This window comes from Cohaesibacter marisflavi (assembly GCF_963665895.2).
Lineage (GTDB): Bacteria > Pseudomonadota > Alphaproteobacteria > Rhizobiales > Cohaesibacteraceae > Cohaesibacter > Cohaesibacter marisflavi.
Genome location: NZ_OY762534.1, coordinates 2,196,847 through 2,209,900, shown reverse-complemented (window position 1 = coordinate 2,209,900; position 13,054 = coordinate 2,196,847). Strand labels below are relative to the sequence as shown.

Below are 13,054 nucleotides of genomic sequence, written 5' to 3'. Positions count from 1 at the left end.
CCCAAAAAGCGGCCAAGGGATAGATCGAGACAAGAGGAGAGATCCATGCGCATCGCCAGACTGTTATCCGGATTTGCCAAGGCTCTGCTTGCCTCTTTGATCACCGGATCCGTGCTTGGCTTTCTTGGCATAACAACCCGTGATCTCTTTCCGGGTATGGCGATTTATATCGATCGGTTGACCGACGCCGTCGAACTGACGGTCAACTGGCTCGTCATCTGGCTGGTGCCCAACATTATTGTTGGAATGGTGGTAATCATTCCGGTCTGGATTATTCTTCTCATATTTGGTCCCAGAAGATAGCATGCCGTAGGAGCCAGCCCGGCACCAAACCAGCGTCGAGCCCTCGCAGCGTAAGGCTGAGCCTCAAGAGTCCCCGCGTTTGGAAGGATCAATCCAGCGTTCAAGCAACTGCGTTGCGCTGATATTGTAGCCCAGAGATTCATAGAAGCTGATAACCTTCTCATTGCCGGTGCGTACCATCAACTGGGATTTCCAGATTCCCTTTGCCAGATGCCAGTCTTCCACGGCCTTCATCATTGCCTTGCCAAGACCGGCGCTTTGATGCTCCGGCGAAACAGAGAGATAATAGGTCCAGCCGCGATGACCATCATGGCCCACCATGGTTGAGGCGACAATGGGGCCACCTTCCTCCAGTCGGGCAACCAGCACAGCCGAATTGTCATTCGAACGGGCAAAGGCAATGTCGTTGTAGGGATTGTTCCAGGGGCGTGTCAGACCGCATTCCTGCCAGAGCGATACAACAGTTTCAATTTCATCTTCTGCAAGATCAGAAACCACAAGCTTTTTCATTGGTCTTGGTCTTTCTTAAAAGAACTGGCGGATTTGATCAGCTTGTCCGGATTCATTAGGCCTTTGGGATCAAACAACGCCTTGATCTGCCGCATGATATCCATTTCGACCGGATCTTTCACGGCTGGCAGCTCATCTCGCTTCAAGGTGCCAATGCCATGCTCGGCTGAAATAGAGCCCCCCATATCGACGACAATCGCATGAACCATGGTGTTGATCTCTTCCCAGCGGGCCAGAAAAGCTTCGCGATCCGCGCCCAATGGCTGGGAGATATTAAAATGCAGATTGCCATCGCCCATATGGCCGAAGGGCACGGGGCGGCAACCCGGAATGGCCTCTTCGCAGGCAGGAAGAGCCCGCGCCAGAAAAGCAGGAATGGAGCTGACGGGAACAGAGATATCATGCTTGATCGATCCGCCCTCATGCTTCTGCACTTCACTCATGCCATGGCGCAAACGCCAGAAATCCGCCGCCTGTTGTGTTGTTTCGGCCAGTGCGGCATCTTCTACGAAGCCAGCTTCAAAGGCTTCCTCGAAAATGGCTTCTATCAGAGCTCGCCCGTCGACAGCAGGGGAGCCGATGGAGATTTCCAAAAGACAATACCAGGGATGGGGAGCTTCCAAGACGTCACGTGCACCGGGGGCATGTTTGATGGTAAATTCCACTCCCATGCGCGGCATCAGCTCAAAGCCGGTGAGCATGGACCCGGCATGATCCCGCGCCAAATCAAACAACGAGAAGGCCTTCTCCGGCGTTTCCACTGCAAAAATGGCAACCTGCTGATCTTTTGGTCGCGGATAGAGCTTGAGCGAAGCAGCGGTGATGACGCCCAGTGTGCCTTCTCCTCCGATGAAAAGGTGTTTGAGATCGTAGCCCGTATTGTCCTTGCGCAGAGTGCGTAGGCAATTCATGATGCGCCCATCTGGCAGCACCACTTCAATGCCAAGCACCATGTCGCGGGTGTTACCATAGGAGAGTACACTGGTGCCGCCGGCATTGGTGGATAGATTCCCTCCAATCTGGCAGGAGCCTTGCGCTCCGAGCGCCAGCGGAAACAAGCGGTTGGCTTCCTCGGCCGCTGTTTGCAACTGTTCCAGCACGACACCAGCTTCCACAATGGCGACATTGCTATCGGCGTCAAGGGTGCGAATACGGTTGAGCCGTTCGGTCGAGAGAATGATCTGGTTGCCGCTGGCATCGGGGGTTTGGGCCCCGACGAGCCCGGTATTGCCCCCTTGTGGCACAATCGCGCAATTCTGCTCATAGGCAAGCTTCATCACCGCGCTGACCTCTTCGGTCGATCCGGGTTTGAGCACGAGGGCTGTCTTGCCAAAGAACTTGTCACGCCATTCGCGGCAGTAGGGGTCTGTATCTGCGGAAGCAGTCAGGCAATTCTGCTCGCCGATGAGCACTTTGAATTGTTCAAGGATGTGACTGTCAAGCCGGGCTGGCTCCACAGGCTTTGGAGAAATAGATGAATTGGTCACTTGCAACGTCACTTGATAGGCAAGGTCTTCGCCGGGAAACCGGCCTTTTAGACCAAGAGGTGGGTATATGGTCCAGACCCTAGCAGAAGACATCTGATGTGAAAAGAAGTCTTGTAAAACTGCTTAAGACCTTTGGTAGGCGCAGCAGGCAAGTGATATTTTGAATGTGGGATGTAGATAAGTAAAATTGCCTAACATAAGAATGAATTTTTGGCTTCTCGGGCCTCTTTTCTTTTCGTCTTCGAGATGATGCCATGATGAGAAAGTGAGCTTCTGCAATGCAACAAATGACGATTCGGAACGAATTGTAATGCAACGGAAGTTTTAGAAGTTACCAACTCGCCACTTAATAAGTTACGCACAGGGTAATCGTATGCGCACGACCAAAATTCAGAATAAAGCAAAATATTATCGCTGTTTTGCGCATAATTCATAGCATTTGCGAAATAGATAGTTATAAAATATTCGTTATTGCTATTTGTCTGCATCACAGCAAGGGGACAGCTGGATGCCTAATATGGGTTCATCTTCAAGAAAGAGACCTGTTCAGCGTATGAACAGTGCTCGAAGACAGCTTGAGATCGTGAACGCAGCGTTCGACTGTATCGCTGTGTCAGGACACTTGTCGCTGTCAACAACAGAACTTGCCTACAAAGTAGGCATTTCACAGCCGGCAATTTTCCGGCATTTCAGGTCAAAGCAACAGTTGCATCGTGCCATTCTCGAAGAAGCTAATCTTCGTGTGATCGATGAACTCAAGTTATTGATCTCTCGCTCCGAGATGTGGAGCGATCCGGCGAATCTGATTCAGGATGTCGTTGCCCAGATGGGAGGGAGCTTCGAGCGCTCACCCGGGGTATGGCTGACCCTGATTTGTCAGCGCAGCATCGCGGCCGAGGCCGAAATGCCCGCTGATGAACACGACGGCCGGTCGCATAAATGTGCCATATCGCAATTGACCTACACGCTTGAGCGGCTGTTCACGGCCGCAAAGGACAAGGGGCAGGTTGATGATCATCTCGATCCGCATGATGTGAGTAACATCATTTTGTCCATCCTGTTCGGGATGGGGCAGATCTGGCTGAATAGCGAGCGCAATTTCGATCTACAGCACCGTCTGGATATCGCATTGAAGGGGGTTCTGGCCGGATATCATTTCCTGCCAGATCAACCAAGCGGAGCGATACCCATCTCTGCGATCGCCTGAAAAGGCAAATGCGTAGAGAGCGGCCAACGTGCGGCACTGTGAATGAGTGCGAAAGAGCATGAGGAAATGTGAGATGCCGATTTAGATCGGCGCCTCACATCTTTTTGTGTGTCTGGTTGCATGCCTTGAGTTCGGTGTGCTGGCTTGTTGGTCCGCTCAGTCTTGCTTGCTGCCAGTGCCTACAGACCTGTTGCTTCTCATCTGCCGGTGCTGAGGCGATCGGTGGTGGTTAAGAAACTGTAACAAATATTGAGCAGCCTGCGGCATCGGCACAGCCATTTAGGCATTGCAATTTTATCGCAACATGGTGGATAAAGGCTCCACAAATCTCGAGATGGATTGCTCGGGGCCTTGGAGCAGGGACTTGATTGGCACGAATAGGCCGGTCGTGGGACCTGCTATTCTCTATTGGCGCGGCTTCTGCGCCTGTTGGAAACCCGGACCTTAGCAGATTGCGCACAGCGGCCATCCCGCCTATAAGCCTCTGACAGATTATTGCGTTAGAGCGCAGACACTACGCGAGTCGTTCGCGATGACAGAATCAAGAGGGTTTCTATGTCTGACAAACCACAATTGTTGAAAGGCAAACGCGGCCTGATCATGGGTGTTGCCAACAACCGGTCTATTGCCTGGGGCATTGCGAAGGCATGCAGTGATGCCGGTGCCGAGTTGGCTTTGACCTATCAGGGCGATGCCATGAAGAAGCGCGTTGAGCCACTCGCCGAACAGTTGGGCGCCTTTGTGGTGGGACACTGCGATGTGACCGAAGGTGAAACCATCGACGCAGCCTTCGCGACCTTGGCAGACGAGTGGGGAAGCATCGATTTTGTCGTTCACTGCATCGCCTATTCCGACAAGGATGAGCTGACCGGTCGTTATATCGACACCACGGCTGAAAACTTCACCCAGTCCATGTTCATCTCGGCCTATTCCTTCACCGCGATTGCACAGCGCGCTGAAAAACTGATGACGAATGGTGGCTCCATGCTGACCCTGACCTATTATGGTGCGGAGAAAGTTATGCCGCATTATAACGTCATGGGTGTTGCCAAGTCCGCTCTGGAAACGTCCGTCAAATATCTGGCCGAAGATCTGGGCAAGGACAAGATCCGCGTGAATGCCATCTCCGCAGGCCCGATCAAGACGCTGGCTGCTTCCGGCATTGGCGATTTCCGCTATATCCTGAAATGGAACGAATATAACTCTCCGCTGCGTCGCGTGGTCACCACCGATGAAGTTGGCGATTCTGCTGTTTACCTGCTGTCCGACTTCTCGCGCGGCGTAACCGGCGAAGTGCATCACGTGGATGCTGGCTATCATGCTGTTGGCATGAAGGCTGTTGACGCGCCTGATATCACGGTTTGATCCGCTTCTGACCCGGGGCTGAAAGAGGCTCCATCAAAGGGTAAGTGGCAAGCTGCCGCATTTTGCATCCGTGGTCTTCCGAATTTGTCGGTTGACCACGGGTGTTTTTTTTGGCCTAAAGACGTCATCAAGCCGACAGGCATTTATCGGATCGTGACAATTAAGAGGGTGGCGCGTGTCCCCAAAGGGGGGCAGCCGACGATGCCCTTATGTTTGCCCAACGATGCAGAGGCGATCCGAAGCCCGACGCTTCGCATGCACCGAACCAGCCCCATTTGCGGCCCCGAGGAGAAATGATGCCTATCCCGCCACTCTACTATATTCGCCATGGTGAAACCGACTGGAATGCTGAATATCGCTATCAGGGCCAAAAGGACATTCCTCTCAATGTGAAGGGAGAGGGGCAGGCGCGCCGCAATGGTCGTGTGCTGGCTGAAATCCTGCCAGATCCGTCGCACACCAACTTGTTTTGCAGTCCGATGACACGCACCCGTCAGACGCTGGCCCTCGTCATGGAGGCGGCAGGCTGGACCGATAGCGACTGGGCAAAGAGTGTTCGGTTTGAAGACAAGATCATCGAATTTTCCTTCGGCGACTGGGAAGGTTGGACACTGGAAGAGATCAAGGAGCGCGAACCAGAGCTCTACTGGGAGCGGGAAAAGGACAAATGGACCACCTGCATGCCCAATGGCGAGAGCTATCAGATGCTTGCAGAGCGGGTTGGGGAGTGGCTCCACAGTCTGGATAAACCCACTGTTGTCATCGCCCATGGGGGTGTCTTGCGCATTGTGCGTCACTTCCTCGAAAAGGTACCCGAACTCGAAGCCCCGATGCTGAAAACCCCGCAGGACAAGATCTACTACTGGGATGGTCACGAAGCCAGCTGGATTTGATCCACAGCACCGGAAATAACGAAAAATAAGAGATTTTTGCGTTATTTCAACGGGTTATTCTAGTGGTTTGATGATTGTTAATTTTGACAATAATCACCCTTGATTGAATAGAATTTTCGGTAATTTTTACTTAAGTCCGCTTTCCTATTCTGACGAAGACTTAAGATACTTTTGATAAAGTTTATCTTGAGAAACGGGAAACCAAATAGCTTGAAGCGCGGTGTTCTGCACCCTGCTTTTGGGGAAGCGACGAGATGAGAATTTTCACGACCCTACCAACAACCCTGTTGATGTGCGTATCCCTGTTTGGCCTTGCTTCGGCGGCTTCAGCTCAAGACATCGTGGCATCAATAGCAGGAAGCGAGTTCTTTTGCGAAGGCGGCAATGAATCCTCCGGTCGTGCCTACAAGTTCAAAGTGGAAGACGGCTCGGTCATGCGGATTGACCGGCGCTTTCCTGACAAGGAAGTCGTCTTCCAGATCGGTCGAGCCAGCAAAGGACAGCTGGGTGAATATTGGAGCTACGAGACCCTGAGCGACAAGCGCAATAACCGGCTGCATCTCTATGAGCGTGTGTCCATGCGCTCACCCGACCAGAGCCGCCACATCTATACCACCTACGAGCTTTACAAGGACTCCCAAGGGGTCAATATGGTGTTGTATAATGGCGTTAATGGCGCCCGCGACTGGACCCAGAAGACCGTGCGTGATTGCGGCTACATGGTTGGCGACAAGGTCATGCGCAAGGGCAATCGCTATTGGTCAACGACCTTCGCGCGCTAGATGCGGGGGATGCCCTCTTTTTCATGATGCGAATGGAGAATGCGGCGGGAATGAAATAATTCCGTCCGACGTTTGACCTTTGCGCCCTTGCTCTTTATGAAAGTCCCGTTGGATTTCATCATGGCGGTCCTGCCAAAAGGCACGGAATCGCCCGATCATGAAGAATGGCGTAACAAACAAGGATGATGCAGATTGCTCTGCTGTCTCCCGTTTACGCCTATCCCTCACATGATCGCTTGAGACGGGAAGCTTGCCGCACATGTCGCACAACAGTTTCGGACATCTCTTTCGCGTGACCACCTGGGGCGAAAGCCACGGGCCGGCCATTGGCTGCACAGTAGACGGTTGCCCGTCCCTGATTGCCCTGACCCGAGAGGAAATCCAGAAGGATCTGGATCGCCGTCGGCCGGGCCAGTCGCGCTATACTACCCAACGTCAGGAAGCTGATCAGGTCGAGATTCTCTCTGGCGTCTTCGCGCATCCCGAAACCGGTGAGCAGGTGACAACGGGCACGTCTATCGGGCTCATCATTCACAATACCGATCAGCGCTCCAAGGACTATGGCAACATCGCCGAGCGCTATCGGCCCGGCCATGCCGACTATACCTATGATGCTAAATATGGCGTGCGCGACTATCGCGGCGGTGGCCGCTCTTCTGCGCGCGAAACCGCCATGCGCGTAGCAGCAGGGGCAATCGCGCGCAAGGTCGTGCCCGGTGTGACAATCCGCGGGGCACTCGTCCAGATGGGGCCGCACAAGATCAATCGCGACAATTGGGACTGGGAAGAGGTGGGCAACAATCCTTTCTTCTGCCCGGACAAGAAAGCGGCTGCTCTCTGGGCGGATTATCTTGATGCTATCCGCAAATCCGGCTCGTCCATCGCGCTGTCATCGAGATTGTAGCCTCAGGTGTGCCTGTCGGCCTCGGCGCCCCCATCTATGCCAAGCTGGATCAGGATCTCGCCAGCGCGATGATGTCCATCAATGCGGTCAAGGGCGTGGAGATCGGCGAAGGCTTCAACGCCGCCTGCCTCACGGGCGAGGAAAATGCCGATGAAATGCGCCTCGGCCCAGACGGCCAGCCGGAATTTCTCTCCAATCATGCGGGCGGTATTCTGGGTGGGATTTCCAACGGGCAGGATGTCGTGGTGCGCTTTGCCATCAAGCCGACCAGCTCGATCCTGACGCCGAAAAAGTCCATCACCCGCTCTGGTGAGGAAGTTGATGTTATGACCAAGGGGCGTCATGACCCTTGCGTGGGCATTCGGGCCGTGCCGGTTGGCGAAGCCATGATGGCGCTTGTTCTTGCCGACCACACTCTGCTCCATCGAGCGCAACAGGGCTAAATGTCCAATTGTTTTTTCGCTGACAGATACTATTTCTTAGCGACAGACAGACGCCAACAAAAGCGCCGCTGAATGATTTGAAAAGAATTCTATAACCAGCACCGAACACGCATAACAAGAATGAGGATAGAAACGACATGGCCGATATGGAACGGGTAGCCAAAGCCATCCGCGCATTTGAAAATGGCGAAATGGTCGTTGTAACCGACGATGATGATCGTGAAAATGAAGGCGATCTGATTGTTGCCGCGACCAAGATCACACCCGAGCAAATGGGCTTCATCATTCGACACAGCTCCGGCATTGTCTGCGCGCCCATGACAGGGGAGAGCGCACGCCGGCTGAACCTCAACCCGATGGTGGCTCACAATGATGCGCCACTCTCTACGGCCTTTACGGTTTCTGTCGATTATAAGCACGGCACCACCACCGGCATTTCCGCCGAAGAACGCTGCATCACGGTGCATGGCCTGGCTAATGGCAATGCCGTATCAAGTGACTTCGTGCGTCCGGGCCATATTTTCCCGCTGATCGCCAAAGAGGGCGGCGTGCTGGTGCGCTCAGGCCATACCGAGGCTGCGGTGGATCTGTGTAATCTGGCCGGTTTGCCACCGGTTGGTGTCATCTCCGAGCTGGTCAATGATGATGGTACGGTCAAAAAGGGCCCGGACATTATCACCTTCGCTGAGGAGCATGGCATTACCCACGTGTCCGTGGCTGACCTCATCGCCTACCGCCAGCGCATCGAGCGCCTGGTCGAACAAATCGAGGATTTCCCGATCGACACCCGCCATGGTCCGGCCCGCGCCGTGACCTTCAAGGCCAAGTTCGACGATATGGAACATGTGGCTTTGATCTTCGGCGATATCCGCGATGGCAAGGATATTCCTGTGCGTATCCATCAGGAGAATGTTCTGGCCGATATTTTCGGAACCTCCGGCACGCTGGACAAGATTTCCGAGAAATTCGCAGCCGATCGTGGTGTGCTTGTTTATCTGCGTGATGGCTCCCCTTGTGTGGCTACCGGCTCCATGCGTCCGCGTGATGGCTTGGAACTTGCCCAGAACGAGGAACATTCCAGCGCCAAGGGCCGCGACAATGACTGGCGCGACATTGGCCTTGGCGCGCAAATCCTGAAGGATCTGGGTATCTCTTCCATTCGCCTGCTTTCTTCGCGTGAGCGCCATTATGTGGGCCTTGACGGCTTCGGTCTGGAAATCAGCGGCACGGACATCATCTGATCGCTCTTGCGTCAGAAAAACACATCAAGACAAATGAAAAACCCGCAGCGCTTTGATAAGCCCTGCGGGTTTCGCTTGCCCAACCGCTTGTGCAGTTGATCCCGCTTAACTGTGCGCTCTCATGGTCGGGGTGGCTTTGGGGCGGAACAGAGGCGAAATGAGACGGCGCCAGGCCAGCGCAAACCCGGTCCATACGAGAAACAGGCAGGCCAGAGACGCGATACCCGCAAGGGTCTGCCCGATAACGCCATAGACTTCGCCTGTATGCAGAAAACGGATATAGCGGCGCAGAGCTTGCGTTGGCGTGGCCATCTCATCAGGGCCCTTGACGGCGGCGACATCGCCCGTTTCCCTGTCATAGGTAATGGTCTGTTGGGTCTGTGCCTGTTTGCCATTGCCCGTATCGATCAGAACATCCACGGTCTTAGCCTTGTCAGAGCTCGGCACTATGATAGAAATGCTGTTCCAGCCGCTTTCCACGCCTTTGGCCTTGTCCAGAATGGACTGGAAGGAAACAAGCTGCTCAACAGGCAACTCAGAGGCGCCACCACCAGAAGATTTCGCCCACATGCCTTTGCCTTGGCCGCGTCCTTGCGGCGCTTCCAATCCGGCGACGGCAAACACTGCGTTGCTGGCCCACTGATAGGACAGCACGGCACCAGACCCGACCACAGCCACAAGAGGAATGATCACCCAGAAGGAAAAGACATGGTGCCAGTTGAAATCGCGCGCCTTGGATGTCGGCATTTTCTGGAAGAATATCTTCTGTTTGAGGAACGGCCATTTCCATTTGCGCGGCAGCCACAGATAGGCCCCTGAAAGGATGATGAACAGGAAGGCCACATTGCTGATCTTGACGATATCGCCGCCCACGGAATTGAAGCCCATGGCCAGATTGCGATGGATATTTTCCATGAAACCGAAGAAGCCCTCGGTGGGGTTGCTCTCGCTTTCGATGAAGCTGCCGTCATACTGGTTGATCAGCTTGGAGTCGTGCCGCCCGGCAGAAACGGAGACAGGCTTGCTTGTATCGCTGTAGAAATTCAGCGTAGCGGTTTGGCCGGGGAAGGCGGGTTTGGCAATTTGCAGGATTTCATCTGCCGACAAAACCTGCGTCTGGCCAGCCGCAGGTTCAACGCTCGGATCGAAGGCTGCCTTTATCTGCATTTCATAGGTCAATAATACGCCCGTCAGAGCCAGTGCAAAAATGACGAGGCCCGTGGCGACACCCACAATCAGGTGAGCCCAGAAAATAATTCGTCTGAAAGACATGTCAGCGTCTCCGCTCAAGAGGTCATAGCTCGATATATGGGCTAAGCATATCCCAGACGGTTGCTGGAAAAATCTCAGCAATTCCTATTAGTGTCTTAAAGTGTCTCAGAGCAGCTTCTGGTTACATTCAGATACAAACTCGTCGTTTGCAGCTGGCTTTTGTCGTAAGGGATGGGGAATAAACGCCACAAATAGTCATAATTATTCTTTGGAACCATTTGAACTTTGCTGCAAGGTTCCTAAATATAAGAAAAGCAAACGTTCATATCTGATTCACTTTTGCTTCTTACACTTGAGAAAATTCCCTAGGAACAGGTGGAAAAAATGGCAAGAAAAGCAGTTGAAAAAAGCGCTTCCATTGATGTCGCCAAATATGCCGCGATGCTGAGTTTGGGACTGGTCGCCTATTCCTTGTTTTGGCTTACAGTGCTCTGATCAGGCTTTAAAGGCTATTTTGAGAAAAGGGTGAACGTCGCCACAGCGAGCGCGGCCTAACCTATTTCCCTGTTTGGTCCAACCGCCCAACAGATGCGCCCCCTTTTTCCTGTTTTTATCCAATCTCGCCCAGCCCTTTTATGAGCCATGTCAGCTCCAATAAAATTTGCTGCTTGACCAACCTGTGGCTTGGCCCTATCTTTCGCTTCATGATAATGAAACCAACCATTGCTGCCGTATCCTATTGGTACCCATCCTTGTAGATGGGTGGTTGGCTTTTGCGTGCTTAAGACAGACCACCGGGTTCGGTGGTCTTCTTGTTTCTGATGTCTGATCTCCGCTCCCGCTTTGAAGGCTATAGGCCCCGCAAAATGGGGCACAGGAGACAAGACATGACCCATCTATCAAAAATCCCCACTTTCACTATAAGGCAGGCAAGTCTTGGCGATTTTGACGCCATGGGCCCGCTATGGCATCTGCTTGATGGTTACCACCAGGGACAGGACCCCAAGCGCTTTCCCGGCACGCCAAAGGATGCGCCACGCAGCAAAGCCTATATCGCCGAGTTGATCCATTGTGCAGATCGCGCTCTGCTGGTGGCTGAACAATGCCCGACGATCGAAGGGGAACGCGGTTCGCTGATCGGTCTCAGCCTCGTGACGCTGAAAACCTGCCCACCCGGACCTGTCTTTCCGGTTCGGGTGATGTTTGAGATTGATAATCTTGTAGTGGATGAAACCTGTCGTCGGCGGGGTGTTGCGCGTGCCCTTCTTGCTGCTTCGGAGGAATGGGCAAAAGAGAACGGGGCCAGTGAAATGCTACTTAACGTCTATGCCTTCAACGAGGGGGCCAAGCGCTTTTATGAGTCGCAGGGTTTTCAGCCCCTGCGCATACAGATGGTTCATGCCTTGTAGTGCCTATTGGGGCCTATGCTATTCTGGTGCACGAGGGAGGGCGACCTTTGGCCCAAGGCACTCTTGGGTGGCAAAGACAGGGCGGAGTGATCCTGTGCTGCCCTGTTCCTACCTTTCCTCCATTAGTCCTTTCGTGTGATCTTCAGCGCGCACTCTTGCGGCCAAAGCGTACTAGCGTCTGAAGCAGCAAAGCTATGAAGAGGCCGTTGAGCGTGTGCCAGAGAAAATGCGTGCCGAGAGGAAAAGCGCTGCAAACGCGCATGTCGATTGTGCGGAAGAAAATCGAGATGGTGAACACGATAGCAGCTGCCAGGATCCATCCTCTTGCGGCATGTTTGCGCAGTTGCAAGACCAGCGCGAAGCCATAAAGCGCGATGATGCCCGGCAGATACTGGCTCGAACCATTTAGCCCGTCACCACCGGCGTCCGTTGCATTGCTTGCCAACAGAAACCGCGAGAAAGCGAAAAGAACGGCGATGATGCAGATAAGGGTGATGCCATAGATCCGGAATGCGCGGGTAAGAGAGGTTCCCACGATACGGTAGATCGCAAGAAACAGATAATAGGCAACGAAGGTCCAGATCGGGATGACATCGGCAAAAGAAGACCAAACTTGCGCATGGGTGTGAAACAGGAAAGAGCCCACGCCGATAAGGCCTGCCATGAAGATGGTAATAAGGATCAAGATATCCCCTTTTGTTTCTCCATTTTTCTTGTGCAATCTGTGGTAGGTCCAATATCCCCAAAGGGCAGCAAGTATGAATGACAGGTTGGTTAGCGCATTGATTGGTTCTGACCAATATCCGGCATCCGTTCGCTCGCAATAAATGTCAATCGACGTCATCAGCGTTTGTGTCGACATGGAGTATCCTGTTGTTTTTGATGCTCTCAAGAGGCGATTGTCAGAAAATATTTAATGAAACATTAAGTGAATCCGGTTTACCAAAAATGACAGAAAATTCAAAAGGATTTACTTATATATGTTCTTTTTATGTTCTTTTATTTTTTGCGGTGTTCTGAAAGTGATTCATTTGTTTGAACTTTGTTCTTTTCCTGTTCTCGCCGAAATTAAATAAATCAAAAAAACTTTATGAAATCGCTTTACTCTTCAGATGCTGAGATGAGGCAAAATCGGGTATCAAAACTGGTTGCTTCTGTAAACTACTGCTGGAGGATTCTCGCTTTGCAGCCCGCACGCATCAAGTCATCTTAGGGGGGGCTTGTCCTTCTGCCCAGAGGCACTGCGCGTATAGCGCGAAACAGGAGAACAACGCAGAAAGCCTTGGCGGGTTACAGTT

11 protein-coding genes and 1 pseudogene are annotated in these 13,054 nt (G+C 53.0%); 8 read left to right on the top strand and 4 right to left on the bottom strand.

Features of this window, described 5'->3' with window-relative positions:
- Positions 1-45: 45 nt before the first annotated feature.
- Positions 46-303: a hypothetical protein gene (locus ACKPCT_RS11130; protein ID WP_090070646.1), complete on the top strand. Its 258-nt coding sequence runs from the start codon at positions 46-48 to the stop codon at positions 301-303.
- Between the two features lie 63 nt (positions 304-366).
- Here ACKPCT_RS11130 and ACKPCT_RS11125 read toward each other — a convergent pair whose 3' ends face one another.
- Together ACKPCT_RS11125 and ACKPCT_RS11120 are read right to left on the bottom strand one after the other, a co-directional pair.
- The gene (locus tag ACKPCT_RS11125; RefSeq protein WP_090070644.1) at positions 367-813 is read right to left on the bottom strand and encodes a GNAT family acetyltransferase; all 447 of its coding nucleotides are present in this window, start codon (positions 811-813) and stop codon (positions 367-369) included.
- The gene (locus tag ACKPCT_RS11120; protein WP_244544648.1) at positions 810-2,270 is read right to left on the bottom strand and encodes an FAD-binding oxidoreductase; all 1,461 of its coding nucleotides are present in this window, start codon (positions 2,268-2,270) and stop codon (positions 810-812) included. The genes ACKPCT_RS11125 and ACKPCT_RS11120 overlap by 4 nt, the downstream gene beginning before the upstream one ends.
- Before the next feature lie 538 nt (positions 2,271-2,808).
- Here ACKPCT_RS11120 and ACKPCT_RS11115 point away from each other — a divergent pair.
- From ACKPCT_RS11115 to ribB, 6 genes and pseudogenes are all read left to right on the top strand, one after another.
- Complete coding sequence (locus ACKPCT_RS11115; RefSeq protein WP_090070640.1) at positions 2,809-3,507, top strand: TetR/AcrR family transcriptional regulator; 699 nt, start codon at positions 2,809-2,811, stop codon at positions 3,505-3,507.
- 555 nt (positions 3,508-4,062) lie between these two features.
- On the top strand, positions 4,063-4,872 hold the full coding sequence (fabI, locus tag ACKPCT_RS11110; RefSeq protein ID WP_090070638.1) for an enoyl-ACP reductase FabI: 810 nt from the start codon (positions 4,063-4,065) through the stop codon (positions 4,870-4,872).
- Between the two features lie 296 nt (positions 4,873-5,168).
- Positions 5,169-5,765: a histidine phosphatase family protein gene (locus ACKPCT_RS11105; RefSeq protein WP_210186687.1), complete on the top strand. Its 597-nt coding sequence runs from the start codon at positions 5,169-5,171 to the stop codon at positions 5,763-5,765.
- 254 nt (positions 5,766-6,019) lie between these two features.
- Complete coding sequence (locus ACKPCT_RS11100) at positions 6,020-6,547, top strand: hypothetical protein (RefSeq protein WP_139229227.1); 528 nt, start codon at positions 6,020-6,022, stop codon at positions 6,545-6,547.
- A gap of 259 nt (positions 6,548-6,806) precedes the next feature.
- Positions 6,807-7,894 (top strand): annotated as a pseudogene (gene aroC, locus ACKPCT_RS11095) (chorismate synthase).
- A 137-nt stretch (positions 7,895-8,031) separates the two neighbouring features.
- Positions 8,032-9,135 carry a 3,4-dihydroxy-2-butanone-4-phosphate synthase gene (gene ribB, locus ACKPCT_RS11090; protein ID WP_090070630.1) on the top strand — a complete coding sequence of 368 codons (1,104 nt, stop codon included), beginning with the start codon at positions 8,032-8,034 and terminating at the stop codon, positions 9,133-9,135.
- Between the two features lie 105 nt (positions 9,136-9,240).
- Here ribB and ACKPCT_RS11085 read toward each other — a convergent pair whose 3' ends face one another.
- Positions 9,241-10,407, bottom strand: a complete 1,167-nt coding sequence (locus ACKPCT_RS11085; RefSeq protein ID WP_319569221.1) for a PepSY-associated TM helix domain-containing protein — start codon at positions 10,405-10,407, stop codon at positions 9,241-9,243.
- A gap of 827 nt (positions 10,408-11,234) precedes the next feature.
- Here ACKPCT_RS11085 and ACKPCT_RS11080 point away from each other — a divergent pair.
- Entirely contained in the window at positions 11,235-11,756 is a 522-nt protein-coding gene (locus ACKPCT_RS11080; RefSeq protein ID WP_175527971.1) for a GNAT family N-acetyltransferase, read from the top strand.
- A 142-nt stretch (positions 11,757-11,898) separates the two neighbouring features.
- Here ACKPCT_RS11080 and ACKPCT_RS11075 read toward each other — a convergent pair whose 3' ends face one another.
- Positions 11,899-12,618, bottom strand: a complete 720-nt coding sequence (locus ACKPCT_RS11075; RefSeq protein WP_319569220.1) for a ceramidase domain-containing protein — start codon at positions 12,616-12,618, stop codon at positions 11,899-11,901.
- Positions 12,619-13,054: the final 436 nt, after the last annotated feature.